The sequence below is a fragment of the Streptomyces sp. 11-1-2 genome, from assembly GCF_003595545.1.
In the GTDB taxonomy this organism is placed as follows: domain Bacteria; phylum Actinomycetota; class Actinomycetes; order Streptomycetales; family Streptomycetaceae; genus Streptomyces; species Streptomyces hygroscopicus_B.
Window position 1 is genome coordinate 6112611 of sequence record NZ_CP022545.1, and the last position, 25844, is coordinate 6138454.

Genomic DNA, 25844 nt, shown 5'->3' on the forward strand with positions numbered 1-25844 from the left:
CGAAGTTCCCGGTTTTACCCAAGGCCATTCCATCGGGTGAGCGCTTCCGCATCCTGCTGACGCACGCCCGGCCCCCAACTAGTGTGCCGCTCAGGCGAGGTGCGGCAACTGGCCCACCGGCATTGCGGAGTGGGCGGCCAGTGCGACAGTGGGTGGGGAGACAAACGCCGCCGTCGTCCGCTGTACAAACATCGGCCGGACAGTAGGGGGTGATGAGAACCGTGGCAGGTACCGAAGCAGGTGCCCTGGCGGCGCGCGCTCGCGCCCTGGCGGTACTGCGCATCCGGAGCACCGCGCTCGCGGTCGCGCTCCTCCCGGCCGCGGCCGCCGTCGTGCTGCTGGCCGGAAGCGCCACCGGCAGCGTCGGCGGTTCCCAGGACCAGGGCTGGACGGCCCTGCGCTGGGTGGTGACCGGGGGCGCACTGCTGGTCCTGCTGCTGGCGGCGGCCGTGGCCGCCGTGGTCGTCCGGGCCAGGCCCGCGCTCACCCCGACGGTGCCCATCGCCGAGGAGACGGCACCCGATCTCTACCGGCTGGTGCGCGAGCTGGCCGAGCGCCTGGAGGTGCCCGCGCCCTCGGCCATAGCGCTCACCCCCGACTGCGACAGCTGGCTGGAGGACCGTACGCATCCGGCGCATGCCCAGCGCCGGGAGCATAGGGACCGCGGCGCCCTGGCGGTCGAGGAGCCCCGCTCAGCACGGGGCGCCCCCGGCCCCGCGAGCGGTGCGGACCGGATCGTGGACCGCCCCGAGCGGCGGGTCCCGCAGGCGCCGGTGCTGGTGATCGGCTCGCCGTTCCTGTGGTGGATGCGGGTCGCCGAGCTGCGCGCGCTGCTAGCCCCGGTGGTGGCGGGCACCGGCCCGTCCGTCCACCCCGACATAGCTGCCGCCCGCCGCTTCGTGCGCGGGCTGGACGCCGCCGTGGCCGTCGCGGCCCAGGGCGGCGAGCCGTCGTCCGGCCCCGCGCCCGCCCTGGTGGCGGTGGTGCGCCGCCCCGCCTTCGCCTTCGTCGGCTGGGTCGCCCGGCTGCTGTTGCGCGGCTGCCGGGACCATGCGGCCGAGATGGAGCGCGCGGTCGCCGCGGCCGCCTCCGAGCGGGCCCGGTCGGTCGACTACGGGCTGCGGATCGTCGCCCAGGAGCAGGTGGGCCTCGCCTACGCGGGCTGGGACCGGCTGCTGACCCGGGTCGCGCTGCCCGCCTGGCGGATGGGCCGCTGGCCCTCCCGGCTGGACGCGGGCGTGGTCTCGGCGCTCACCGAGCTCTCCCGCCGCGACCGGCTCGCCGAGGGGTTCACCTCCCGGCTGAGCGAGCGCCCGGCCTGCGACCTCCTGGAGGAGCCCGGGGTGATGGACGAGGCCACCTCGCTGCTGGCCGCCCGCCTCTTCCACGGCGGCCCGCCGGAGCCGGGCCCCGACTGGTCCCCGGTCGACTGGAGCGCGTATCCGGAGGAGGTCGTGGACCGCAAATGGCGGCAGGAGGCCGCCCGGCTGAACCGGCTCCTGGACGAGCGGGAGGACACCCACGACCTCGTCGGTGCCGCTCGCGCACCGGCCCCCGTGAGCGCGCCCGCGCCGCCCACCCTGGCCCGGGTCATGGACCGGCTCACCGCCACCGCGGCCGACCCCGCCGACGCCCCCGACGGCGGCGCCCCCGGGCTCGCCGCCCGGCTCAGCGTCGAGGTGGCCCGTGAGGAGGCCGCCGCCACCCGGGCGTACGGCAAGGGTCCCGCGGCGGGGGCGGAGGGGGCCGCGGGCGGGTCCGGCGGCGACCCGTGGATCGACGACTTCGCCCCGGCGTTCCCGCTGCAGCCGCCGCGCACCGGCCGCGAGCTGCTCGCCGACCATGTGACCGCCATGGTCTGCTGTGCCGCCGTGGACAGCGCGGGCGCGGCCCCCGGCCTCGACTGGCTCGACGGGCCCGCGCTGCTCGTCGGCGGGCGGCGACGGGCCGATCTGGCCCATCCGGTGCTGAGCTTGGTGGAGGACGGCGACGACGGGCCGCTGCGCGTCTGGCTCGGCGAGGTGGGGGTCCGTCCGGAAAAGCCCGTCCGGCTGGTGTAGGCGCGCATACTGCGCCGGATCCGGTCCTATGTCCAGCCTTGTCGCGCGTTCGGCGTCTGTTCCCGGCAATTAGCGACTATCGGTGACGGAGTGGGTGCGCAATGTGATGTGCTTGGACCGGTCGCTGTCCGCCCGGCCCACGAGTTCCGGCCCACCGGCCCGGACCGCCAGACCGGCCCCGCAGCCCGGCCCACAAGGCCGGATCCGCTGCGGTGCGGTGTGCGAGGACAGCGGGGCGAGGCGCCGCCGGGCACGCAGGGGAGGGGAACAATTGTGGGGACGGACCAGATCCGGCGCTGGGAGTCAGGAGCGCTCGCGCACGCGGTGACGGATCCTTTCGGCCAGGGCCCGCTGCCCTGGCTGCGCGACAGTGAGAACTACTTCGACGACACCGGGCGGGTGGTCCCGTGGTACGTCGACCATGTCCAGCCCTCCGGGGCCCACCCCGGGGCCATCGACCGGGCGGCCGGGCGGGTCCGCGCGAAGGGGTCCGCCAGGATCCCCGGCCCCCGCACCGCCGACGATGTCCACCGGCAGATCAAGGGCTTCCCCTCCGCCTCCGCGGCGGCCCCCGGCGAGGCCATCGACTTCCGGATCACGGTGGACCCGCCCCAGCAGTTCAGCGTGGACATCTACCGCATCGGCTACTACGACGGCGCCGGCGCGCTGAAGATCACCACCAGCCCCCGGCTGTCCGGGATCGTCCAGCCGCCCCCGCTCACTGCCGACCGCACCGTCTCCTGCCACCACTGGTGGCTGTCCTGGCGGCTGCAGATCCCCTCGTACTGGAAGCCCGGCGCCTATGTCGCGGTGCTGACCACCGTGGACGGCTACCGCAGCCATATCCCGTTCACCGTCCACGACCCCCGCCCCGCCGATCTCCTCCTCGTCCTCCCCGACCTCACCTGGCAGGCGTACAACCTCTACCCGGAGGACGGCCGGACCGGCGCCAGCCTCTACCACGCCTGGGACGAGCGGGGAAAACTGCTGGGCGAGTCGGAGGCGGCGATCACCGTCTCCTTCGACCGGCCGTACGCGGGCGCGGGGCTGCCCCTCCATGTGGGCCACGCGTACGACTTCATCCGCTGGGCCGAGCGCTACGGCTACGACCTGGCCTACGCCGAGGTGAGCGATCTGCACGCGGGCCGGGTCGACCCCACCCGCTACCGGGGGCTGGTCTTCCCCGGCCACGACGAGTACTGGTCGGCGCCGATGCGCCGGACCGTGGAATCGGCCCGCGACAGCGGCACCTCGCTGGTCTTCCTCTCCGCCAACACCATGTACTGGCAGGTCGAGCTCACCGCCTCGCCCTCCGGTCCGGACCGGCTGCTGACCTGCCGCAAGCGCCGCGGCCCCGGCCGCTCGGCGCTGTGGCGCGAGACCGCGCCCGAACAGCAACTGATCGGCATCCAGTACGCGGGCCGGGTGCCCGAGCCGAGCCCGCTGATCGTGCGCAACGCCGGCCACTGGCTGTGGGAGGCCACGGGCGCGGAGGAGGGCGATGAGCTGCCCGGCCTGGTCGCGGGCGAGGCCGACCGCTACTTCCCGCGCACGGTCCTGCCCGAGCACCTCCGCCGCATCCTGCTGGCCCACTCGCCGTACGAGGACACGGAGGGGGTTGTCCGCCACCAGGAGACTTCGCTCTACCGTGCCCCGAGTGGCGCTCTGGTGTTCGCGTCGGGGACGTTTGCGTGGTCGCCCGCGCTCGATCGTCCGGGGCATACGGATGAGCGGATTCAGCGGGCGACGGCGAATCTGTTGGATCGGATCTGCAAGCGGGGCTGAGGCGGGCGGACCCGATCGGGGCCGTGTGGGTTGCGGCTTGCGGTGAGATGCCTCCCATACGGCCCCGTCCGGAGCCCTCCGGCCCCCTCCGGACCCAGCCCCGTCCGGACCCATCCGGGGCCCTCCGTCGCGTGTCCCGAAACCCTCCGGCGCGCGTCCTGCCGTACGAGTTCCTCCTGCGAGGTGTTCGAACCGGCCGGAAGCGGAACCCGAACCGCCGGGCCCAGCGGTCCGCGCCCCGCCGCCGGTCACCGCCGCTTCGTGCGGCAGAATCGAGGAGGGCTGGGACAAATGGACAAAAGCATCAGGAGGAAGCGTGTCCGGATTCGTCGAGAAGCCCGAACCGGTCGAGGTTCCGGGCCTTCAGCACCTGCACACCGGCAAGGTGCGCGACCTCTACCGGAACGAGCGCGGTGAGCTCGTCATGGTCGCCAGCGACCGGATCTCCGCCTACGACTGGGTCCTGCCGACCGAGATCCCCGAGAAGGGCAAGATCCTCACCCAGCTCTCCCTCTGGTGGTTCGATCTGCTCGCCGACCTCGTGCCCAACCACGTCCTGTCCAGCGAGCTGCCCCCCGGCGCCCCCGCCGACTGGGAGGGCCGCACCCTGGTGTGCCGGTCGCTGCGGATGGTCCCGGTCGAATGCGTGGCGCGCGGCTATCTGACCGGCTCCGGCCTGGCCGAGTACCGCGAGACCCGTACGGTGTGCGGGATCGCCCTCCCCGAGGGGCTGACCGACGGCTCCGAGCTCCCCTCCCCGATCTTCACCCCGGCCACCAAGGCCGAGGTCGGCGAGCACGACGAGAACGTGGCGTACGAGGAGGTGGCCCACCGCATCGGCGCCGAGCCCGCCGCCCAGCTTCGCCAGGCCACCCTCGCCATCTTCAACCGGGCCCGGGAGATCGCCCGAGCCCGCGGGATCATCCTCGCCGACACCAAGTTCGAGTTCGGCTACGCGGAGGCGACCCTGGGCGCGGAGGGCGCCGAGCCGGTGCTCGCCGACGAGGTGCTGACCCCGGACTCCTCCCGCTTCTGGCCCGCCGACCAGTGGCAGCCCGGCCGCGCGCAGCCGTCCTTCGACAAGCAGTACGTCCGCGACTGGCTGACCTCCCCGGCCTCCGGTTGGGACCGCGCCGGCGAGCAGCCGCCGCCCCCGCTCCCGGCGGAGGTCGTCGAGCGGACGCGGGCGAAGTACGCGGAGGCTTACGAGCTGCTGACCGGCACCCGCTGGAAGTAGGCCGGAGAACGACCAAGGGTCCCGGCCGATCGGCCGGGACCCTTGGTGCACGGAGCGGACGACGAGGCTCGAACTCGCGACCTCAACCTTGGCAAGGTTGCGCTCTACCAACTGAGCTACGTCCGCCTGCGCCGGACTTTTCCGGTTCGACGCGCCTCTACTATAACCAAACCCTCGACCGGTGAACTACCACCCGGGTGTCGAGGCCGCTCAGGGTGGCGGCGCGGAGCGCTCGGGAGCCGCTCAAAGCCAGCCGTGCTCCTGGGCGATCCGCGCCGCCGCGTGCCGGTTCTCCGCCCCCAGCTTCGCCGCCGCGGCCGACAGATAGTTCCGGACCGTCCCCTGGGAGAGCGCGGCGCGCTGGGCGATCTCCGCGATGGAGGCGCCGTCCGCCGCCAGCTCCAGCAGCTCCGCCTCCCGCGCGGTCAGCGGGGAGTCCCCGGCGCTGATCGCGTCGGCGGCCAGTCCGGGGTCGACATAGCGGGACCCGCCGTGCACCGTGCGGATGATCTCCGCGAGCCGCTGCGCGGAGGTGGTCTTCGGTACGAACGCGCGCACCCCCGCCTCCAGGGCCCGCTTGAGGTGACCCGGCCGGCCGTGGCTGGTCACGATCATCGTCCGGCAGCCGGGCAGCTCCGACCGGAGTGCCGCGGCCACCGAGACCCCGTCCGCCTCCGGCATCTGGAGGTCCAGTACCGCCACATCGGGCCGGTGCGCCCGCGCCATCGCCAGCGCCTCGGGCCCGGACGCCGCCTCCGCGACCACCAGCAGATCGTCCTCGAGCGCCAGCAGGGCGGCCAGCGCGCCCCGGATCAGATGCTCGTCGTCGGCCAGCAGCACCCGGATCGCCGCGGTGTCGTTCACACGCCCCTCCCAGCGGGACCTCATCCAGCGCGGCCCTCGCACAGGGGCCCCTTCCAGCGGGACCACACCGACCCGGCACGCCGTCACTTTCCCTCAGCGGCACCGCCGTTCGCTCCCGCCCCGGCCCCGGCCAGGGATTCTGGGCCTGAAAACGCCTGAGGCGCCGGTCGATTCGACCGGCGCCTCAGATCTGGAGCGGACGACGAGATTCGAACTCGCGACCCTCACCTTGGCAAGGTGATGCTCTACCAACTGAGCCACGTCCGCATGCCTCCGACCAGCTTTCACCGATCGGCGCGTGCATCACTCTACCTGATCCTCTTCAGCAAGAGGGCGATAGACGATGAGAGCGGGTGACAGGGATCGCACACTGCGCCTCCCCCTTGGAAAGGGGGCGCTCTACTACTGAGCTACACCCGCATGGTGTCTTCCTCGGGCCTTCGGCCTTTCGGCCTCGCCCCTCGGCGTGCTCCAGACTTTAGCGGATCACCCGGGGTGGTGTGCAACTCGGCTGAACGGGTCACTCAGGCCGACTCGTTGAAGGCTTCGTAGACCTTCTTGGGGATCCGGCCGCGCGGGGGCACCTCCATGCCGTTCGACCTGGCCCAGGCGCGCACCGCGGCCGGGTCCGGGGCGACATCGGTGCGGCGGTACGTCTTGCCCGAGCGGGCCCGCTTGCGACCGGCCTCCACGTACGGCGCGAGGGCGTCGCGCAGTTTCGACGCATTGGCAGAGTTGAGGTCGATCTCGTACAACCTGCCGTCGAGTCCGAACGTGACCGTCTCCTCCGCTTGGCCGCCCTCGAGGTCGTCGGAGAGCGTGACTACTACGCGCTGCGCCACGGATATCGGTCCTTTCGGGCTGCATCGATGCGTTGACGTGCAAAGATGTCAGCTGTCCAGTTGTGTCCAACAATGCTTTTTCATTTGTACAGCGACTGGCATTGCATTGTGAACCCCGGTAATTCCATCCGCGTGTCACGCCGCGATCGGGACCATACGTTTTTCCCCGACCTTTCCCCATCGGTTGCCACCGACGATGCTTAAACGTGACCGAACCCTTGCGTATCTACTCGCGTAGAATTTTCGCCGGGGTAGTCTTGGGCCACCGCCTTACGCACCAGCACCACACCACCGGGAGTGCCAGTGGCACGCGTCGTAGTCGACGTCATGCTCAAGCCGGAGATCCTCGACCCTCAGGGCCAGGCGGTGCAGCGAGCGCTGCCCCGCCTCGGTTTCGAGGGGATCGCCGATGTCCGTCAGGGCAAGCGCTTTGAACTCGAGGTGGAGGGCCCGGTCGACGATGCCGCCCTCGCCCGTATCCATGAGATCGCCGAGACCTTCCTGGCGAACACCGTGATCGAGGACTTTTCCGTCAAGGTCGAGGTCGGCGAGGGCGCCGACGCCACCGCCGTGAAGGCCGAGTCGTGACCGCACGCATCGGAGTCATCACTTTCCCCGGCACGCTCGACGACCGCGACACCCAGCGCGCGGTCCGCACCGCCGGTCTCGAAGCCGTACCGCTGTGGCACCGCGACAAGGACCTCAAGCAGGTCGACGCGGTGATCCTGCCGGGCGGCTTCTCCTATGGCGACTATCTGCGCGCCGGAGCGATCTCCCGGTTCTCTCCGGTAATGGAGTCGGTGATCGATCAGGCGAAGGCCGGTATGCCGGTGCTTGGCATCTGCAATGGCTTCCAGGTTCTCACCGAGACCCATCTCCTCCCCGGTGCGATGCTGCGGAACAACCATCTGCACTTCATCTGCCGCGATCAGAAGTTGCGAGTGGAAAACGCGGAGACCGCCTGGACGCGCTCATACGAGCAGGGTCAGGAGATCAACATCCCGCTGAAGAACATCGACGGACGCTATGTCGCCGATGAGCGTGTGCTCGATGAACTCGAGGCCGAGGGACGCGTCGTCTTCCGCTATGAGGAGCTCAACCCCAACGGCTCGCTCCGCGACATCGCCGGTATCTCCAATGCGGCGGGCAATGTCGTCGGCCTCATGCCCCACCCCGAGCACGCCGTCGAACCGCTGATCGGCACCGGTCGCACCGACGGTCTCGGATTCTTCACCTCGATCCTCAAGAGGCTGGTCAGCGCATGACCCTGGACACCACCAAGCACGCGGCGCAGACCCCGGACGACGGGCAGCCCTGGGCCGAGCTCGGTCTCAAGCAGGACGAGTACGAGCGCATCCGCGCCATCCTGGGCCGCCGCCCCACCGGCGCCGAGCTCGCGATGTACTCCGTCATGTGGTCCGAGCACTGCTCGTACAAGTCGAGCAAGGTCCATCTGCGGCAGTTCGGTGAGAAGGCCCCCGAGAGCGACGCCCTGCTCGTCGGCATCGGCGAGAACGCGGGTGTCGTCGACGTCGGCCAGGGCTACGCGGTCACCTTCAAGGTCGAGTCGCACAACCACCCCTCGTACATCGAGCCCTACCAGGGCGCGGCCACCGGCGTCGGCGGCATCGTCCGCGACATCCTCGCCATGGGCGCCCGCCCGGTGGCCGTGATGGACCCGCTGCGCTTCGGCGCCGCCGACCACCCCGACACCAAGCGGGTGCTGCCCGGTGTGGTCGCGGGCATCGGCGGCTACGGCAACTGCCTGGGCCTGCCCAACATCGGCGGCGAGGTCGTCTTTGACCCCTGCTACCAGGGAAACCCGCTGGTCAACGCGCTCTGCGTGGGCGTGATGAAGCATGAGGACATCCATCTCGCCAAGGCGTCCGGCGCCGGCAACAAGGTGATCCTCTACGGCGCCCGCACCGGCGGCGACGGCATCGGCGGTGTCTCCGTGCTGGCCTCGGAGACCTTCGACGACTCGAAACCCACCAAGCGCCCCGCCGTCCAGGTCGGCGACCCCTTCCAGGAGAAGCTGCTCATCGAGTGCACCCTGGAGGTCTTCAAGGAGGACCTGGTCGAGGGCATTCAGGACCTCGGCGGCGCGGGCCTGTCCTGCGCCACCAGCGAGCTCGCCAGCGCCGGCTCCGGCGGTATGCGGGTCGAGCTGGACACCGTGCCGCTGCGCGACTCCTCGCTCTCCCCCGAGGAGATCCTGATGAGCGAGTCGCAGGAGCGCATGTGCGCGATCGTGAAGCCCGAGAAGGTCGACCGCTTCCTGGAGATCTGCGAGAAGTGGGACGTCATCGCCACCGTCATCGGTGAGGTCACCGACGGCGAGCGGCTGGAGATCTACTGGCACGGCGAGCAGATCGTCGACGTCCCGCCGCGCACCGTCGCCCACGAGGGCCCCGTCTACGAGCGCCCCTACGCCCGCCCCGAGTGGCAGGACGCGCTCCAGGCCGACGACGCGGACAAGCTGCCGCGCCCGGCCACCGCCGAGGAGCTGCGCGAGCAGGTCCTCAAGGTGGTCGCCTCGCCGAACCAGGCGTCCAAGTCCTGGATCACCGATCAGTACGACCGCTTCGTCCAGGGCAATACGGTCCTCGCCCAGCCCGAGGACTCCGGCATGGTCCGCGTGGACGAGGAGACCGGCCTGGGCGTGGCCGTCGCCACGGACGGCAACGGCCGCTACGCCAAGCTGGACCCGTACGCGGGGGCGCAGCTCGCGCTCGCCGAGTCGTACCGCAATGTGGCCGCGTCCGGCGCCACCCCGCTCGCCATCTCCAACTGCCTCAACTTCGGCTCGCCGGAGGACCCCGCGGTCATGTGGCAGTTCGCGGAGGCCACCCGCGGCCTCGCCGACGGCTGCCTGACCCTGGGCACCCCGGTCACCGGCGGCAATGTGTCGCTGTACAACCAGACCGGCGAGGTGGCCATCCACCCGACGCCGGTCGTCGCCGTCCTCGGCGTGATCGACGATGTGGCCCGCCGCACCCCGATCGCCTTCGCGGAGGAGGGCCAGCTGCTCTATCTGCTGGGCGACACCACGGCGGAGCTGGGTGGCTCGGCCTGGTCCCAGGTGATCCACGACCACCTGGGCGGACTGCCGCCGAAGGTGGACCTGGAGCGGGAGCGGCTGCTCGCCGAGATCCTGATCTCGGCCTCGCGCGACGGCATGGTGGACGCCGCCCACGACCTGTCCGACGGCGGTCTGATCCAGGCGCTCACCGAGTCGTGTCTGCGCGGCGGCAAGGGCGCCCGGATCGTCGTCCCCGACGGTCTGGACCCGTTCGTCCTGCTGTTCTCCGAGTCCGCGGGCCGGGCGGTCGTCGCCGTACCGCGCAGCGAGGAGGTCCGCTTCAAGGACATGTGCGGGGCGCGGGGGCTTCCGGCGGCCCGTATCGGTGTGATCGACGGCGACGCGATCGACGTCCAGGGGCAGTTCTCCATCCCGCTGGCCGAGCTGAGGGAGCCGTACGAGGCGACGATCCCGGGCCTGCTGGCCTGAGCCTGCTGTCCTGAGAACCTGCGTCCTTGCGACGTACGGCCCGCTCCCTGACGGCAGGGAGCGGGCCGTACGGTCGCTTCGGGCCTTGCGGGGGCTCACTTGCCCCAGAAGGCGTTGGCGGCGTCAATGTCCTCGACGCACTGGTCGATGTCGCTGATCTTCCCGCCGACGATGGTGAAGAACAGCCCGGTCTTCATGTCCAGCGTGCGGTTGCCGCGCTCGGCGCGGACGTGGTGGCCGGAGATCACATGCCCGCGCCCGTCGGGCATCACCGACTCCGGATCGACCCGCAGCGTGCCGGCGGTCTCCTCGAACTCGGTGCGGTACAGATCCATGCACGCGTCCCGGCCCTTGTGGTGTCCGGAGAGCATGTTGTCACCGGGCACATGCTGGACGACGTCCGCCGTCAGCAGCGTGGAGAGGGTGTCCAGATCGCCTTGCTGGAACGCGGTGCATGCGCGGCGCACCACGGCGGCATCGGGATGCTCGCCCATGGTCATTCACACCTTTCATCCTGATTGATACCGCCCTATCTCCTTTCATTCATCCTCCGCCTGCCCCGCCGGGCTGTCGATAGGCTCGGCGCCATGCCGCCCCGTACTCGCGCCCGTACGTACGACCTTGCCAAGACCCGTACCGCCGTGATCGCGCAGTTGCGGCTGGCGCGGAAGGCGGCCGAGGGGCTGGACGACGCGGGCCTGGACGCCCCCACCCGGCTCGGCGGCTGGACGGTCCGGGAGCTGGTCGCGCATCTGGCGATGGCCGTGACCTCCGTCGTCCGGCTCCTGGAGCAGCCCGCGCCGCCCGCGCGGGAGGTCGCCGTCAATGGCTGGGCCGCGGCGCTGGCCGCGCACTCCGGGCCGATCGACGAGGAGACGCGTGCCCTCGCGGCGGGTGAGGACCTGGGCGAGCTGCTGGAGCGCGCCGAGGCGCGGTTCGCGGAGGCGGCCTCCGTCGCGCCCGGCGACCGGCTGCTGGCCACCCGCGTCGGCGCGATGCGGCTGGAGGACTACCTGGTCACCCGCTGTGTGGAGCTCGTGGTCCACGCCGACGATCTGACGGCCGCCACCGGAGTGCCCGTACGGCACGACCGCCAGGCGCTGGCCACCGCGGTCCGGGTGCTCGCCGACGCCCTCGCGGAGAAGGCGCCCGGCGGCTCGGTCGAGCTCCGGATCCCGCCGTTCGCCGTGGTCCAGTGCGTCGAGGGCCCCCGGCACACCCGTGGCACCCCGCCGAACGTCGTGGAGACCGATCCGCTGACCTGGGTCCGCCTCGCCACGGGCCGTCTGACCTGGGCCGATGCCCTGGAGTCGGCGCCGCTGACCGCGAGCGGCGACCGCGCCGACCTCTCCGCGCACCTGCCCGTGCTCGGCTGAGCGCCCGCGATGTGATCCTTTTCGGGGCGCGAGATGTGATCCTTGCCTCGGCCACGGATATCCGCCCCTGGCCGTTCGCAGGTCGGGCACGGGTTCCGGGGGCCCGGAGCGGTGCGGGGAATGTGACTTACGCCCCCCTGACGGGTCCCTCGTTCGGAGGCACCGCCGAACTGGCCTAGACTCGATGACGTGCCACGTGGTGACGGACGACTCAGCCACGACCTGCTCCCCGGTGAGAAGGGCCCCCAGGACGCTTGCGGCGTCTTCGGAGTCTGGGCACCGGGTGAAGAGGTCGCCAAACTCACCTATTTCGGGCTGTACGCACTGCAGCACCGCGGACAGGAGTCCGCGGGCATCGCGGTGAGCAACGGCTCCCAGATCCTCGTCTTCAAGGACATGGGCCTGGTTTCCCAGGTCTTCGACGAGACCTCTCTCGGCTCCCTCCGGGGCCATATCGCGGTCGGTCACGCCCGCTACTCCACCACCGGAGCCTCGGTGTGGGAGAACGCGCAGCCGACCTTCCGGGCCACCGCCCATGGCTCGATCGCGCTCGGCCACAACGGGAACCTGGTCAACACCGCCGAGCTGGCGGAGCTGGTCGCGGCCCTGCCCCGGGACGGCGGCCGGGCCACCCAGGTCGCGGCGACCAATGACACCGACCTGGTCACCGCCCTGCTCGCGGGCCAGGTGGACGACGACGGCAAGCCGCTGACCGTCGAGCAGGCGGCCCCCATCGTGCTGCCCAAGGTCAAGGGCGCTTTCAGCCTCGTCTACATGGACGAGCACACGCTGTACGCGGCGCGCGACCCCCAGGGCATCCGCCCGCTGGTCCTCGGCCGCCTCGAGCGCGGCTGGGTGGTGGCGTCCGAGACGGCCGCCCTGGACATCGTGGGCGCGTCCTTCATCCGTGAGATCGAGCCCGGCGAGATGGTCGCCATCGACGAGAGCGGGCTGCGCTCCACCATCTTCGCCGAGGCCCGCCCCAAGGGCTGTGTCTTCGAGTACGTGTATCTCGCCCGCCCCGACACCGACATCGCGGGCCGGAACGTGTACCTCTCCCGGGTCGAGATGGGCCGCCGGCTGGCCAAGGAGGCCCCGGCCGACGCCGACCTGGTCATAGCGACGCCCGAGTCCGGCACCCCCGCCGCCGTCGGCTACGCCGAGGCCAGCGGGATTCCGTACGGCTCCGGACTGGTCAAGAACAGCTATGTGGGACGGACCTTCATCCAGCCCTCGCAGACCATCCGCCAGCTCGGCATCCGGCTCAAGCTGAACCCCCTCAAGGAGGTCATCCGGGGCAAGCGCCTGGTGGTCGTCGACGACTCGATCGTCCGCGGCAACACCCAGCGCGCCCTGGTGCGGATGCTCCGTGAGGCCGGTGCCGCCGAGGTCCACATCCGGATCTCGTCCCCGCCGATCAAGTGGCCGTGCTTCTTCGGCATAGATTTCGCCACCCGCGCCGAGCTGATCGCCAACGGCCTCTCGGTCGAGGAGATCGGCAAGTCGCTGGGCGCCGACTCGCTGGCGTACATCTCCACCGACGGCATGATCGAGGCGACCACGATCGCCAAGCCGAATCTGTGCCGTGCCTGCTTCGACGGTGAGTACCCGATGGAGCTGCCGGATCCGGGGCTGCTGGGCAAGCACCTCCTGGAGTCCGAAACACAGGCCCCGAACAGCGCCGACGCCGACGGTGTGACGACGCTGACCGCTGGTGTCGGCGGCGCCGACGCCCTGCGCCGTCCCTGAGCGCACGCCTGTCATCCCCGATACGAAAGATCTCAACGTCATGCCTGAGTCCGGGTCCACCTACGCCGCCGCGGGCGTCGACATCGAGGCGGGTGACCGCGCCGTCGAGCTGATGAAGGAGTGGGTCAAGAAGGCGAGCCGACCCGAGGTCGTGGGCGGCCTCGGCGGTTTCGCCGGGCTCTTCGACGCCTCCGCCCTGGCCCGCTACCAGCGTCCGCTGCTCGCCTCCGCCACCGACGGGGTCGGCACCAAGGTGGACATCGCCCGGCGGATGGGCGTGTACGACACCATCGGCCACGACCTGGTCGGCATGGTCGTGGACGACCTGGTGGTCTGCGGTGCCGAGCCGCTCTTCATGACCGACTACATCTGCGTCGGCAAGGTCTACCCCGAGCGCGTCGCCGCCATCGTCAAGGGCATCGCCGAGGGCTGCACCCTCGCCGGCTGCGCCCTGGTGGGCGGCGAGACCGCCGAGCACCCGGGGCTGCTGGGCGCCGATGACTTCGATGTCGCCGGGGCCGGTACGGGCGTGGTCGAGGCCGATCGGGTGCTGGGCGCCGATCGCATCCGAACGGGTGATGCGGTGATCGCCATGGCTTCGTCCGGACTTCACTCGAACGGGTACTCACTCGTCCGCCATGTGCTCTTCGACCGGGCCGGCTGGGCGCTGGACCGCGAGGTGCCGGAGCTCGGCCGGACGCTGGGGGAGGAGCTGCTGGAGCCCACCCGGATCTACTCGCTGGACTGCCTGGCCCTCACCCGCACCACCGAGGTGCACGCCTTCTCGCACATCACCGGCGGCGGGCTCGCCAACAACCTGGCGCGAGTCATCCCCGAGGGGCTGCGCGCGGTCGTGGACCGCTCGACCTGGACCCCCGGCGCGATCTTCGAGCTGGTCGGTCAGGCCGGCTCGGTCGAGCGTCTTGAGCTGGAGAAGACCCTCAACATGGGCGTCGGCATGATGGCGGTGGTCCCGGCCGACTCCGTCGATGTGGCGCTCACCACGCTCGCCGACCGCGGTGTCGAAGCCTGGGTCAGCGGTGAGATCACCGAGCGCACGGCCGAGGACGCGGAAGCGGTGACGCTGACCGGTGACCATGCGAGCTGATGACCATGCGGGCTGAGTTGACCGCGCGACGTGCGCGGACAGCACAGAAGCCGGTCCGAGGCGGGTACCCCGGACCGGTGGAGGTGTGCGGCGAAAAGCCGAGCGCCTGGAACGGTTGGTTCAGGCGCGGCGACGCTGCGGAGACGGATCCGACTGGTCGTCGTCCTCGTCCTCATCGTCGTTGTACAGATCCGCGTACTGTGCGTACGGGTCGTCGTCCAGCTCATCGTCCTCGAACGGCTCGCCATTCGGCGGCTGATTCGTTGGCGATGCGCCCAGCTCCTCGGCCAGGCGTGAGAGATCCGTCCCACCGCTGTTGTACTTCAGCTGGCGGGCGACCTTCGTCTGCTTGGCCTTGGCCCGGCCGCGCCCCATGGCTCGACCCCCTCAACGACGGGGCTCGACGGCCCCAGAGTCTTGACACGCGTTCACGTTCATAAATCGGAGCGGACTCTCATAAGAGAGACCGGTCCGTAGGGCTTCAACGGTACCTGCTTCTGTGGCCATACGGTACGTCGCCCACACGACGTGCCACGAGGCAGAACCCGCGAGGAGCCCGTTCCTCGCTGGTCAACTGCGATTTTAACGTGTCTTGCGGGCCGACCCGCCGACAGGCCGTGAGGGATCTCTCGCCGATGGCTCCCAGGGGGCTCCCACGCCCCCGTGTGGCGGCCTCCGGCAAGATCCCGCACGGCCTGCCCACGGCTGCGCCCAGAAGCTCTCAGGCGCCTGCGGGCCACGGCTCAGGCGTCGTGGCCCTCCGCCATCCGGTGCTCGGCCAGCCGGTCGGCGGCGGCGGCGGGCGGGATTCCGTCCGTCTGTGCCCGATCGAATATGGCCAAAGTCGTGTCGAAGATCTTTGCCGCCTTCGTCTTGGCCCGATCGAAATCGAACCCGTGCAGCTCATCCGCCACCTGGATGACACCACCGGCGTTCACCACGTAGTCCGGCGCGTAGAGGATCCCGCGGCCGGCCAGGTCCTTCTCGACCCCCGGGTGGGCCAGCTGGTTGTTGGCCGCACCGCACACCACCTTCGCGGTCAGGACGGGCACCGTGGCGTCGTCCAGGGCGCCACCGAGCGCGCACGGGGCGTAGACGTCCAGGTCGTCGCGGATCAGCGCGTCGGTGTCCCGGACCGCCCGCACGCGGGGGTGGCGGGCCAGCACGCGGTCCACCGACTCACCGCGCACATCCGTGACCACGACCTCGGCGCCGTCCTCCAGCAGATGCTCGACCAGGTGGTGGCCCACCTTGCCGACCCCCGCGATGCCGACCCGGCGGCCGCGCAGCGTGGGCGCGCCCCAGGACGCCTGGGCGCACGCCCGCATCCCCTGGAAGGCACCGAAGGCGGTCAGCACCGAGGAGTCGCCGGCGCCGCCGTTCTCGGGGGAGCGGCCGGTGGTCCAGGGGCACTCACGGGCGACGACGTCCATGTCGGACACATAGGTGCCCACATCACAGGCGGTGACGTAGCGGCCGCTGAGAGAGGCCACGAAGCGGCCGTAGGCGAGCAGCAGCTTTTCGGTCTTGATCTCCTCGGGATCGCCGAGGATCACGGCCTTGCCGCCACCGTGGTCGAGCCCGGCGAGCGCGTTCTTGTAGGACATGCCGCGGGCGAGGTTGAGGGCGTCGAGGAGCGCCGCTTCTTCGGGGTTCTCCTCGGAGGCGTACGCGTGGAAGCGGGTGCCGCCGAGGGCCGGGCCCAGGGCGGTCGAGTGGAGGGCGATGACGGCCTTGAGGCCGCTCTCGCGGTCCTGGCAGAGCAGGACCTGCTCATGCCCGCCGAGATCGGACCGGAACAGCGTCGCAAGCGGTGAGAGAGGGTTCGGCACGCGACTCTCCGTCGGACCGTCGACGCTGACGGTGTGACGTACGTCGGTCACGGTGGTGACTCCCATAGGTCGGGGTAGACGCCCTCCTGACTGGTGGGGAGGGCCGTGGGCAAGAGGGTAAGCCCTGGGGTCCCAGGGGATCGGCCATGTCCCCGACGAGTCCGGATACTGGGCATGGGACGATGCCGTCAGGTGGGGTGAGGGAGCCCCTGGCGGTGGTCTCAGCCTTGAGGGAGCGCGTGTGACCTTGGCGTCTTCGGTGATTGTCCCGTACGCGGCGTATCTCCGGGTCTATGAGCCACTGGCAGCGTTTCCGGAGCCGGAGAGATCGCACTGGGCGCGGTATGCCAAGCGCGACGACCTGCCCGGTGCGCAGGACGAGCTGCGCCGCTCGCTCGCGGACCTCCTGCCGGTCCCTCCGGTGGCGGTTCCGGTGCACGAGAGCGCGGACGCCTTCGTGGCGCTCGTGGACGGCGTCACATGCGTCTGTCCGTGGCGTACGCGGCTGAGGGGCTGGCTGGCCCTGGAGGAGCTGCCGGAGCGCCTTCCCGGGCCTCTCCTGGACGCGGCCCTGCCCCCGGTGGTGCGCCGGCAGGCGGTGGCGGACTTCGAGCGGTGGCTGGAGCGCAACCCGGACGCCCGGCCGTGGATCCGCTCGGCCACCTGGCATGTGCCGGTGCGCTGGTTCGTGCTCTTCGGGGACGAGGAGCGCGAATTCACCAAGGGTGACGACGGCCTCATTCTCCGTTACCGCACCCCGATGGTCCAGGCCAGGCGCCGGGTTGCGCGTGGCCTTAAGGTGCTCAAGGAGTCCCTCGGCGAAGGGCCGCTGATCGACGGACTGGTGGACGTCGGCCGGTGGCTCGAGGAGTTCCACCCCCGGTCGTTGGTCGAGCTGGACTACGGCGGCCTGGTGCACACTCTGCCGGCCGGGCAGCTCGAGGAGGATCACTCGGCCGCGGACGTGGCGGAGGGCCTCGCGGCGCTGCGTGACGGGGACGGGGAGCGGGCGGGCAGCGCGTACGAGCGGCTGACCGACCGCTGGAGCGTGATCCGCGGGCGGCAGAACGCGAGCTGAGCGCGACCGGAGCGGCGCCGGACGGCTGGTTGACGGTCGGCCGGAACAGACGGGGACGTAGGTCCCGATCCGGGCCATTGCCTCAATCGTGACCTAAAGCACTGACTTCGGGCCTTGCGGTAATCGCCCATCCTCGTGTCAAAATAGGACAAGGAGTCCGGGAGGGACTCCTTTCGCCCAACTATGGGCGGATTCATCGGTATTGCACTCCTTGATGGATCTGGTTACCCCTGATCCTGTTGTGACTGATCGTCACGGCCGTGTGACTGTCCGCTATGGCATGGTCCATCGGCTTCCGTTGAGGTTGGACACCTGAGAGGGCAATTCCATCGGTTTGGCCGACGGGGCTGGACAGATGGTGTAGTTGTAGTGCCGAGGACAAGCCGTTCGTCCTATAACCGACTCGGCCCGCGTCCGCCATTTCGGGCAACGCGGGTCAAGGTGCAGAATTTAGAGGAAAGAACCGTGATGGTTCGGTTCTCCCGAGGAGGCCGCTCATGACCGCTCGCACCCCTGATGCCGAGCCGCTGCTGACCCCGGCTGAGGTTGCCACGATGTTCCGCGTGGACCCGAAGACGGTCACTCGCTGGGCGAAGGCAGGCAAACTCACGTCCATCCGCACGCTCGGAGGGCATCGGCGCTACCGCGAAGCGGAGGTCCGTGCACTTCTTGCGGGCATCCCGCAGCAGCGCAGCGAGGCCTGAACAACCGCATAACCGGGCATTTCCGGGCCCCCAGCCCGGTTTTCGCCTGTATAGCTCCACACGACGGGTGCCTGCCCCAACAGGCCCGCCACCGCTCGACATGGGTGCGTCGTTGATCGCGCTGGACTCCGCCGGGTCCGGCGCGATCTTTTTATGCCTGGGAACGGCCTTCCGGAGGGTGCCTCCAGAGGGGTCGCAAGTGCCCCTGGAGGGGCAATCGTTCGGCTTGCCCGGGGTGTCCCGCGGTGTCTCCGGGAGGCCCCCGGGGGGTCCTCGGGGGGGCGTTCGGGCCACCGCGGACAGACGGTGCAATTGCACATATTAAATTGACCCATGGTGAGCGGGGTGTAAGTTCCCTCACTCCGGAAACTCATTCGGTGACTCCCGTCACACTGCCCAACCATTGCCCTGTGTCCACTGGTTGCGCTAATGGGCAACTGCGGTAAGGGCTTACCGAGTTGGCGGTGGAGCGGCGGCCGTCGCCTCCTGGTCGGCCCCGTCGCCGGCCTCGTCTCCGGCGCCGTCGCCAGCCCCGTTGCCAGCCCCGTTGCCGGCCCCGTCACCCGCCTCCTCGGCCGCCGAGGGCTCCATCGCCAGCCGCAGCAGGCGATGGCAGATCGGACAGTGCCGGGTGAAGTGGCGGTTGCCCGCGGCAGCCGCCAGATGGGCGCGCAGCAGCGCCCTGGTCTCATGCCTCGCGGACGTCGTCATACGCCGCACCTCCCGCGCGCCCCCGCGCCTTTTAGCTTGGGTACCTCTGGGTGTGGTGCGCCGTCAAGACGACAAAGGCCCGGATCCATATGCGGATCCAGGCCTTCCGGTTAAGCGGTCCTGACGGGATTTGAACCCGCGGCCTCCACCTTGACAGGGTGGCGAGCACTCCAAACTGCTCCACAGGACCAACAGTGACGCCTGCGACTTCGTCGCCCTGCGCCGCGCTGGTGTGCGCTGCGATGCAGACTCTACAGCAGGTCAGGGGGTGCGGTCGAACTCGCGCCCGGCGGGGCTCCGGCGGGCCGCCGGAGCCCCTGGGACACCCTTACGGCGCCGCCGCGTCGATGGCCTTCACGATGCGCTTGTCGGACACCGGATAGGCCGTACCGAGGGCGTGCGCGAAGTAGCTGACCCGCAACTCCTCGATCATCCAGCGGATCTCCAGCGCCTCCTGGGGCACCGGGCGCCCCGGCGGGAACTGCTCCAGCAGCCAGGCGTACTCGTCCCGCATCTCCCGCACCTTCGCCATCCGGGCGCGGTCCCGGTCGGCGTTGCCCGGAAGCTGCTGCAGCCGCCGGTCCACGGCCACCAGATAGCGCATGAGGTCCGGAAGCCGCCGTACGCCGTGCGCGGTCACGAAGCCCGGTGCGATGAGCTCCGAGAGCTGCTCCCTGATGTCCGTGAGGGACGGAAGCAGCACCGGGCTCCTGGTGTCCTTGAGCCGCCGCTCGCACGACTGCCAGGCCGCCAGCACCTCCTGGACCTTGCGCACGGTGTCCAGCGTGGCGTCCGTGATGTCGCTGCGCACCGCGTCGAAGAGCTTGCGGAACGACTCCTCGTCCCAGGCCGGGCCGCCACGGGACGCGATCAGCCGGTCGGCCGCCGCGGCCACGCAGTCGTCGAAGAGCGCCTGCACACCGCCGTGCGGGCTGCTGGAGAGCGCCAGCTTGGCCTGGTTGGAGAGCTTGCCCTGGACGAACTTGGCGGGGCTGGACGGGAGCTGGAGCAGGATCAGCCGGCGCGTCCCCCGCCACATCGCCTCCCGCTGCTCGGCCTCGGTGTCGAAGAGCCGTACGGCCACCGAGGCGCCCTCGTCGACGAGCGCCGGATACGCCTTGACCGGCTGGCCGCCGCGGCGCGTCTCGAAGGTGCGCGGCAGCGTCCCGACCGTCCACCGGGTCAGCCCGCCGCGCTGCTCGATCCCCACGCCCTCCTTGGAGGACTCGAACGCTTTGGAGATCGCGGCCCGCGTCTTCGGCCGCAGCCGCTGCCGCAGCACCTCCACGTCCTTGTCCTCGGCCAGCTTGCGGCGCCGCTCGTCCACCACCCGGAAGGTGACCTTGAGGTGGTCGGGGACCTTCGCCAGGTCCCAGTCCTCCGGCTCGATCCGTACGCCCACCATCCGCTGGAGCTCACGCCCGAGCGCCGCGGTCAGCGGCTCCTGGAGGGGGACAGCGCTTTCCAGGAAGCGCTTGGCATAGTTCGGCGCCGGGACGTAGTGACGGCGCACCGGTTTGGGCAGCGAGCGGATCAGCTCGGTGACCAGATCCTCCCGCAGCCCCGGAATCTGCCAGTCGAAACCGTCCGCGGTGACCTGATTGAGCACCTGCAGCGGGATGTGGACGGTCACACCGTCCGCGTCCGCCCCCGGCTCGAATTGATAGGTCACCTTGAACTTGAGCTTCCCCTGGCGCCAGGAGTCCGGGTAGGCGTCCTTGGTGATGTCCTGCGCCCGCTCGTTGATGAGCATCGACTTCTCGAAGTTGAGAAGCTCCGGCTCTTCGCGCCGCTTGTGTTTCCACCACGAGTCGAAGTGGGCCCCGGAGACCACATGCTCGGGGATCCGCTGGTCGTAGAAGTCGAAGAGCGTCTCGTCGTCCACGAGGATGTCGCGGCGCCGGGCCCGGTGCTCCAGCTCCTCGACCTCGCCCAGCAGCTTGCGGTTGTCGTGGAAGAACTGATGGTGGGTGCGCCAGTCGCCCTCCACCAGGGCGTTGCGGATGAACAGATCGCGGCTGGTCTCCGGGTCGATCCGGCCGTAGTTGACCTTCCGCTGGGCGACGATCGGCACCCCGTAGAGCGTGACCCGCTCATACGCCATCACCGCGGCCTGCTTCTGCTCCCAGTGCGGTTCGCTGTAGGTGCGTTTGACCAGGTGCTGGGCGAGCGGCTCGATCCACTCCGGCTCGATCTTCGCGTTGACCCGCGCCCACAGCCGGGACGTCTCCACCAGCTCCGCCGACATCACCCAGCGCGGCGGCTTCTTGAACAGCGCCGAGCCGGGGAACACCGCGAACTTGGCGCTGCGCGCGCCCAAGTACTCGTTCTTATCGGTGTCCTTGAGCCCCACATGGGACAGCAGCCCCGCCAGCAGCGACGTATGGACGTGATCGGGCGCCGCGTCCTGTTCGGACATATGGATGTCCATGGTCTTGGCGACCGTGCGGAGCTGGCTGTAGATGTCCTGCCATTCGCGTATGCGCAGGTAGTTGAGGAACTCATTGCGGCACATCCGGCGGAAGGCGGAGGAGGACAGCTCCTTCTGCCGCTCCCGGATGTACTTCCACAGATTGAGGAAGGCCAGGAAGTCGCTGGACTCGTCCTTGAAGCGGGCGTGCTGCTGATCCGCCTGCTGCTGCTTGTCCGAGGGGCGCTCGCGCGGGTCCTGGATGGACAGCGCCGCCGCGATCACCATGACCTCGCGGACACAGCCGTTGCGGTCCGCCTCCAGCACCATCCGGGCCAGCCGCGGGTCCACCGGAAGCTGGGCCAGCTTCCGGCCGACCTGGGTGAGCCGCTTCCGTGGGTCCTTCTGCTTGCCGTCCAGGGCGTGCAGCTCCTCCAGGAGCTGGACGCCGTCCTTGACATTGCGGCGGTCCGGCGGGTCGATGAAGGGGAACTTCTCGATGTCGCCGAGGCCGGCGGCGGTCATCTGGAGGATGACGGAGGCCAGATTGGTCCGGAGGATCTCGGCGTCGGTGAACTCCGGGCGGGTGAGGAAGTCGTCCTCGGAGTACAGCCGGATGCAGATGCCGTCGCTGGTCCGGCCGCAGCGGCCCTTGCGCTGATTGGCGCTGGCCTGGGAGATCGGCTCGATGGGCAGCCGCTGGACCTTGGTGCGATGGCTGTAGCGGGAGATCCGGGCGGCGCCCGGGTCGATCACATAGCGGATACCGGGGACGGTCAGCGAGGTCTCGGCGACGTTGGTCGCCAGCACGATCCGGCGGCCGGTGTGTCTCTGGAAGACCCGGTGCTGCTCGGCGTGCGACAGCCGGGCGTACAGCGGAAGGACCTCGGTGACCGGGAGCTTCTTCTTGTTCAGCGCGTCGGCGGTGTCGCGGATCTCCCGCTCACCGGAGAGGAAGACCAGGATGTCGCCGGGCCCCTCGGCCTGGAGCTCGTCGACCGCGTCGCAGATCGCGGTGATCTGGTCGCGGTCGCTGTCCTCGCCGCCCTCCTCGAGCAGCGGGCGGTAGCGCACCTCGACCGGATACGTACGCCCGCTGACCTCGACGATCGGCGCGTCGCCGAAATGGCGGGAAAAGCGCTCCGGGTCGATGGTGGCGGAGGTGATCACGACCTTGAGGTCGGGGCGGCGGGGCAGCAGTTGGGCCAGATAGCCCAGCAGGAAGTCGATGTTGAGGCTGCGCTCATGGGCCTCGTCGATGATGATCGTGTCGTACTGGCGCAGCTCGCGGTCGGTCTGGATCTCGGCGAGCAGAATGCCGTCGGTCATCAGCTTGACGTGGGTGTCCTGCCCCACCTGATCGGTGAAGCGGACCTTCCAGCCGACGGACTCGCCCAGCGTCGACCGCAGCTCCTCGGCGATGCGCTCGGCCACGGTGCGGGCGGCGATACGGCGTGGCTGCGTATGGCCAATAAGTCCCTTGACGCCGCGCCCCAGCTCCAGACAGATCTTCGGAATCTGGGTGGTCTTTCCGGAGCCGGTCTCACCTGCGACGATCACCACCTGGTGATCCCGGACGGCCTCGAGGATCGCGTCCTTCTTCTGGCTGACCGGCAGCTCTTGCGGATAGGTGATGGCCGGCACGGCGGCGCGGCGGTCCGCGACCCGCAGCTCGGCACGCGTGATCTCCTCGGTGATCTCACCGAGCACGGCCGCTCGGGCCTCGGGTTTACGGATCCGGCGCGCGCCGTCGAGCCGGCGGCCCAGCCGCTGCTGGTCGCGCAGCATCAGCTCGGGCAGCCGCTCCAGCAGGGCGGGCAGGGCGGGGGCAGGCGTGGTGGACATACGGATCCCAGGATCTCACCTCGGCAAAACGACTGGCGAACCATTTCCGCCGGGTGTTGTCCGGGCCACGTCGCACGGTATGCCGGGATTGTCCGTTCTAGCGTGGGCGCATGGCGGACGACGAAAGCGGCGCAGGCGCGAGCGAGGGCGACGCGGGCGGGGGCGACGCGAGTGGGGGCAGCGGCGAGGCGAGTGGGGGCAGCGGCGACGCGAGCGGGGGCGGAGGCGACGCGAGTGGGGGCGGAGGCGACGCGAGTGGGGGCGGGGGCGCGACCGCCGAGGGCGGGGGCGGGGCGGACGCGGGCAGGGGCGGGGCGGACCGGCTCTCCCCATGGGCCCGTTTCAAGCACACCGCCTTCTTCCCCGCGACCGTCATCGTGCTGCTCATCTCCGCGGGCGCGGGACTCTTCGCGGGCTCGTACACCTTCGCCTTCGCCAACCCCACCCCCCGGAACATCCCCACCGCCGTCGTGATCACCGATGACGACGCCGCCCTGCGGAACCGGTTCCTCACCGGGATGGAGAAGGCCCTGAACGCGTCCCTCCGGCTGCACCCCTACCCCAGCTATGCGAAGGCCCGCTGGTCCCTGGAGGAGCAGCGGGTCTTCGCGATCCTGCGGGCGCGCGACCATGGCCTCGAGCTGGATGTCGCGGGCGCGGCGGGGGCGACCGTGGCCCAGGTGCTCAGCCAGGCGGGTGGCAAGGTGGGCCGGGCCTCCGGGGTGCCCGTCACGGTGAGGGATCTGAAACCGCTGCAGCCCGGCGATCCGCGTGGACTCGCGGTCTTCTACATCTCCCTGGCCGCCACGATCATCGGCTTCCTCGGCGCCATCCAGCTCAGTGTCAACGCCGCCGAGCTCAACCCGGCCGAGCGGATCGCCTTCAACCTCGCGTACGCCCTGCTCGGCGCCTTCTCGATCGCGGCGATCGTCGACTGGGGGCTGGAATCGCTCCGGCTCCCCTTCGCGGAGTCGTGGGCGATCCTGGCGTTGACGATGTTCACCTCGGGGCTGGTGTTCTCCATGTTCAACGTCCTCTTCGGGCGCTGGGCGCTCCTCCCCACCTGGGGTTTGATGGTGATCCTCGGAAACCCCTCCTCCGGCGGCGCCGTCTCCTGGCCCCTGCTCCCCTCCCTCCTGGGCACCGTCGGCCGCTGGCTCCCGCCGGGTGCCTCGGTCAACGCCCAGCACACCGCGATCTACTTCCCCCGCCACCAGCACCCCTTCCCCTTCCTGGTGCTGGGGGGCTGGTGTCTGGTGTCCGCCGTGGTCTTCTGGACCTGGCGCCACCGCCACCCGGGAGGGCGGCCGCCGAGGGCGACGCCGACGCGGTGCTGAGGGGGGAGAGCGGTGGGGTGCGGCGCGGTGCGGTGCGGCGCGCTGTGGGCACACGAAAAAGTCCCTCCCCTTGAGATCAGGGGAGGGACTTTCCTAAGGAGCGCCGAGCAGGCCTTGCACCTACATCCCTCGTTTGGAGACGAGTATCTTTCCTTAGACGACCGACGCATCAACTCCCGCCCCGCGGGGGCGGCGTTGCGAGATCAACTATAGCCCATCCGGGTGATCACAGCCGCCACAGCGGGGCGTCGTACCGCTCGGACTGAGTCCCGATCAGCAGGGCCCGCAGATCGGCGCGTTGGACACCGCTCAGGCCGAGGGCCTCGGTGAGGTGGCGGAAGGTGGTGTGGCTGACCCCGCGGGCGCGGGCCTCCTCCGCGAAGCCGGCGACCCCGGCCAGTACGGCTCTGGGCCGGAACGGGCCCTCGGGCGCCGACCCGGACCGCGCGGCCTTCTCCCGCTCGTAGTCGATCTCCGAGTATCCGCAGATGTCCCGGCAGTGCCGCTCGGCCTCGGCGAGACCGGTCGTGTCGGCGATGGCCCCGGCGAGCCGGTTCCGGCGGAACGCGGCGTCGAGATCCGCCTCATGGACCACGGGCCCGTCGTCGGTCAGGGGGATGGTGAGCCCCGCGTCCCGTACCTCGCACAGCCCGCGCACCCCCCGCGCCGTGGCCGTGAGCATGCCGGTGGCCTCCGACGGATGCCACTCCATGACGGGGCCGATGGGCGTGACGTCCTCGGCGGTCAGTGTGTGGACCACCGACCCCAGCCGTTCGCGCAGCACCTCCACCGGGATCTCCCCGTCCAGCCCCGGCCCGGCGACCAGCAGCCGGATCTCCGCGGTCACCTGCGCACACGCGGCAAGCGACAGCGCGTCCCCGAGCGGGCTGCGCAGCGTGGGCTCATCCCCTCGCGCGAGGATGTCGCCGCCCACGTCCAGCAGGTCGATGGAGACCGGGGCCAGGTGCTCGATCAGCTCTTCGAGCTGCCGGACCATGCCCTCCACCCCGTGGTGGGGGTCGAGCAGCGCGAAGGTGTGCGGCAGCTCGGCTGCCAGCCGGGGCAGTGTGGACCCGGCCGGCGCCACCGGCCTCGCGTTCTTGGGCACGGCGTACACGCTCGGCGTGAGCGTCCGCAGACCGGTGAAGTCGGCCGCTCCCCGGGGCCCGGGGACGGGATCGACGAGCAGCCGGTCCCAGGCGTAGGTCAGGACCACCGCCCGGTCGTCGGCCGTCCCGTGCCCGTACAGAGCCCGGTCGATCACCGCGGCGGCAACGGCGTCCCCGCCACCTCCCCCCGCCACGATCAGCCGCGTCATCAGCCCAGCGTACGGCCGGAACGGCCGATACCGTCGTACTTCGGGCATGCCCCGCCCAGCCGTCGCCCTGCCCCGGC

Annotated in this window: 20 protein-coding genes and 4 tRNA genes; 12 read left to right on the top strand and 12 right to left on the bottom strand. The window is 70.4% G+C overall.

Annotated elements, in window-relative coordinates; genetic code table 11:
* Positions 1-212 precede the first annotated feature (212 nt).
* The 3 genes from CGL27_RS25930 (at position 213) to CGL27_RS25940 (ending at position 5082) form a co-directional block, all read left to right on the top strand.
* The gene (locus CGL27_RS25930; RefSeq protein WP_119990362.1) at positions 213-2060 is read left to right on the top strand and encodes a hypothetical protein; all 1848 of its coding nucleotides are present in this window, start codon (positions 213-215) and stop codon (positions 2058-2060) included.
* 273 nt (positions 2061-2333) lie between these two features.
* Positions 2334-3845 (top strand): N,N-dimethylformamidase beta subunit family domain-containing protein, encoded by a 1512-nt coding sequence (locus CGL27_RS25935; RefSeq protein WP_119990364.1) that lies wholly within the window; start codon positions 2334-2336, stop codon positions 3843-3845.
* 316 nt (positions 3846-4161) lie between these two features.
* Positions 4162-5082, top strand: a complete 921-nt coding sequence (locus tag CGL27_RS25940; protein ID WP_119990366.1) for a phosphoribosylaminoimidazolesuccinocarboxamide synthase — start codon at positions 4162-4164, stop codon at positions 5080-5082.
* 53 nt (positions 5083-5135) lie between these two features.
* Here CGL27_RS25940 and CGL27_RS25945 read toward each other — a convergent pair.
* The 5 genes from CGL27_RS25945 to CGL27_RS25965 all read right to left on the bottom strand — a co-directional run bounded on the left by CGL27_RS25945 (position 5136) and on the right by CGL27_RS25965 (position 6788).
* Positions 5136-5208 (bottom strand) — tRNA-Gly (locus CGL27_RS25945).
* 117 nt (positions 5209-5325) lie between these two features.
* Positions 5326-5946 (bottom strand): response regulator transcription factor, encoded by a 621-nt coding sequence (locus CGL27_RS25950; RefSeq protein WP_059146535.1) that lies wholly within the window; start codon positions 5944-5946, stop codon positions 5326-5328.
* Between the two features lie 191 nt (positions 5947-6137).
* Positions 6138-6213, bottom strand: a tRNA-Gly gene (locus CGL27_RS25955).
* Positions 6214-6294: 81 nt separating this feature from the next.
* A tRNA-Gly gene (locus CGL27_RS25960) sits at positions 6295-6366 on the bottom strand.
* A 104-nt stretch (positions 6367-6470) separates the two neighbouring features.
* Positions 6471-6788 carry an Lsr2 family protein gene (locus CGL27_RS25965; protein WP_078642639.1) on the bottom strand — a complete coding sequence of 106 codons (318 nt, stop codon included), beginning with the start codon at positions 6786-6788 and terminating at the stop codon, positions 6471-6473.
* 303 nt (positions 6789-7091) lie between these two features.
* On the opposite strand from CGL27_RS25965, the gene purS reads away from it, so the two are divergent.
* The 3 genes from purS to purL are packed head-to-tail and all read left to right on the top strand — an operon-like array spanning position 7092 to position 10299.
* Positions 7092-7376, top strand: a complete 285-nt coding sequence (gene purS / locus CGL27_RS25970) for a phosphoribosylformylglycinamidine synthase subunit PurS (protein WP_078642640.1) — start codon at positions 7092-7094, stop codon at positions 7374-7376.
* Entirely contained in the window at positions 7373-8053 is a 681-nt protein-coding gene (gene purQ, locus CGL27_RS25975) for a phosphoribosylformylglycinamidine synthase subunit PurQ (protein WP_093463487.1), read from the top strand. The genes purS and purQ overlap by 4 nt, the downstream gene beginning before the upstream one ends.
* A complete protein-coding gene (purL, locus tag CGL27_RS25980) occupies positions 8050-10299 on the top strand; it encodes a phosphoribosylformylglycinamidine synthase subunit PurL (RefSeq protein ID WP_119990369.1) in 2250 nt (749 codons plus the stop codon). Before purQ ends, purL begins: the two co-directional genes overlap by 4 nt.
* 95 nt (positions 10300-10394) lie before the next feature.
* On the opposite strand, the gene CGL27_RS25985 is transcribed toward purL, so the two are convergent.
* A complete protein-coding gene (locus tag CGL27_RS25985) occupies positions 10395-10793 on the bottom strand; it encodes a nuclear transport factor 2 family protein (RefSeq protein ID WP_119994551.1) in 399 nt (132 codons plus the stop codon).
* A 93-nt stretch (positions 10794-10886) separates the two neighbouring features.
* Here CGL27_RS25985 and CGL27_RS25990 point away from each other — a divergent pair, with 93 nt between their 5' ends.
* From CGL27_RS25990 to purM, 3 genes are all read left to right on the top strand, one after another.
* Positions 10887-11675, top strand: a complete 789-nt coding sequence (locus tag CGL27_RS25990; protein WP_119990371.1) for a sterol carrier family protein — start codon at positions 10887-10889, stop codon at positions 11673-11675.
* A gap of 189 nt (positions 11676-11864) precedes the next feature.
* A complete protein-coding gene (gene purF / locus CGL27_RS25995; protein WP_119990372.1) occupies positions 11865-13424 on the top strand; it encodes an amidophosphoribosyltransferase in 1560 nt (519 codons plus the stop codon).
* Between the two features lie 40 nt (positions 13425-13464).
* A complete protein-coding gene (purM, locus tag CGL27_RS26000) occupies positions 13465-14532 on the top strand; it encodes a phosphoribosylformylglycinamidine cyclo-ligase (RefSeq protein ID WP_078642645.1) in 1068 nt (355 codons plus the stop codon).
* 120 nt (positions 14533-14652) lie between these two features.
* On the opposite strand, the gene CGL27_RS26005 is transcribed toward purM, so the two are convergent.
* On the bottom strand, positions 14653-14907 hold the full coding sequence (locus CGL27_RS26005) for a DUF3073 domain-containing protein (protein ID WP_078642646.1): 255 nt from the start codon (positions 14905-14907) through the stop codon (positions 14653-14655).
* Between the two features lie 368 nt (positions 14908-15275).
* Positions 15276-16430 (bottom strand): amino acid dehydrogenase, encoded by a 1155-nt coding sequence (locus tag CGL27_RS26010; RefSeq protein WP_240450635.1) that lies wholly within the window; start codon positions 16428-16430, stop codon positions 15276-15278.
* A gap of 175 nt (positions 16431-16605) precedes the next feature.
* Here CGL27_RS26010 and CGL27_RS26015 point away from each other — a divergent pair, with 175 nt between their 5' ends.
* Both CGL27_RS26015 and bldC read left to right on the top strand, forming a co-directional pair.
* Entirely contained in the window at positions 16606-17442 is an 837-nt protein-coding gene (locus CGL27_RS26015) for a hypothetical protein (RefSeq protein ID WP_059146546.1), read from the top strand.
* Positions 17443-17939: 497 nt separating this feature from the next.
* Positions 17940-18146 (top strand): developmental transcriptional regulator BldC, encoded by a 207-nt coding sequence (gene bldC / locus CGL27_RS26020; RefSeq protein WP_003949541.1) that lies wholly within the window; start codon positions 17940-17942, stop codon positions 18144-18146.
* A 450-nt stretch (positions 18147-18596) separates the two neighbouring features.
* Here bldC and CGL27_RS51070 read toward each other — a convergent pair whose 3' ends face one another.
* From CGL27_RS51070 to hrpA, 3 genes are all read right to left on the bottom strand, one after another.
* Entirely contained in the window at positions 18597-18857 is a 261-nt protein-coding gene (locus CGL27_RS51070) for a DUF6274 family protein (protein ID WP_119990373.1), read from the bottom strand.
* 115 nt (positions 18858-18972) lie between these two features.
* Positions 18973-19047 (bottom strand) — tRNA-Asp (locus CGL27_RS26030).
* Positions 19048-19185: 138 nt separating this feature from the next.
* Positions 19186-23112: an ATP-dependent RNA helicase HrpA gene (hrpA, locus tag CGL27_RS26035; RefSeq protein WP_119990374.1), complete on the bottom strand. Its 3927-nt coding sequence runs from the start codon at positions 23110-23112 to the stop codon at positions 19186-19188.
* A 110-nt stretch (positions 23113-23222) separates the two neighbouring features.
* Here hrpA and CGL27_RS26040 point away from each other — a divergent pair, with 110 nt between their 5' ends.
* Positions 23223-24449 carry an ABC transporter permease gene (locus tag CGL27_RS26040; RefSeq protein WP_119990375.1) on the top strand — a complete coding sequence of 409 codons (1227 nt, stop codon included), beginning with the start codon at positions 23223-23225 and terminating at the stop codon, positions 24447-24449.
* A gap of 226 nt (positions 24450-24675) precedes the next feature.
* Here CGL27_RS26040 and CGL27_RS26045 read toward each other — a convergent pair whose 3' ends face one another.
* A complete protein-coding gene (locus CGL27_RS26045) occupies positions 24676-25767 on the bottom strand; it encodes a DUF1152 domain-containing protein (RefSeq protein ID WP_119990376.1) in 1092 nt (363 codons plus the stop codon).
* Between the last annotated feature and the right edge of the window lie 77 nt (positions 25768-25844).

Bases quoted from the DNA above. Each gene is read 5' to 3' on its own strand.
- CGL27_RS25930 (WP_119990362.1), top strand. From the start codon at position 213: ATGAGAACCGTGGCAGGTACCGAAGCAGGTGCCCTGGCGGCGCGCGCT.
- purL (WP_119990369.1), top strand. From the start codon at position 8,050: ATGACCCTGGACACCACCAAGCACGCGGCGCAGACCCCGGACGACGGG.
- CGL27_RS25985 (WP_119994551.1), bottom strand. From the start codon at position 10,793: ATGGGCGAGCATCCCGATGCCGCCGTGGTGCGCCGCGCATGCACCGCG.
- CGL27_RS25990 (WP_119990371.1), top strand. From the start codon at position 10,887: ATGCCGCCCCGTACTCGCGCCCGTACGTACGACCTTGCCAAGACCCGT.
- purM (WP_078642645.1), top strand. From the start codon at position 13,465: ATGCCTGAGTCCGGGTCCACCTACGCCGCCGCGGGCGTCGACATCGAG.
- CGL27_RS26005 (WP_078642646.1), bottom strand. From the start codon at position 14,907: ATGGGGCGCGGCCGGGCCAAGGCCAAGCAGACGAAGGTCGCCCGCCAG.
- CGL27_RS26010 (WP_240450635.1), bottom strand. From the start codon at position 16,430: ATGGGAGTCACCACCGTGACCGACGTACGTCACACCGTCAGCGTCGAC.
- bldC (WP_003949541.1), top strand. From the start codon at position 17,940: ATGACCGCTCGCACCCCTGATGCCGAGCCGCTGCTGACCCCGGCTGAG.
- CGL27_RS51070 (WP_119990373.1), bottom strand. From the start codon at position 18,857: ATGACGACGTCCGCGAGGCATGAGACCAGGGCGCTGCTGCGCGCCCAT.
- hrpA (WP_119990374.1), bottom strand. From the start codon at position 23,112: ATGTCCACCACGCCTGCCCCCGCCCTGCCCGCCCTGCTGGAGCGGCTG.
- CGL27_RS26040 (WP_119990375.1), top strand. From the start codon at position 23,223: ATGGCGGACGACGAAAGCGGCGCAGGCGCGAGCGAGGGCGACGCGGGC.
- CGL27_RS26045 (WP_119990376.1), bottom strand. From the start codon at position 25,767: ATGACGCGGCTGATCGTGGCGGGGGGAGGTGGCGGGGACGCCGTTGCC.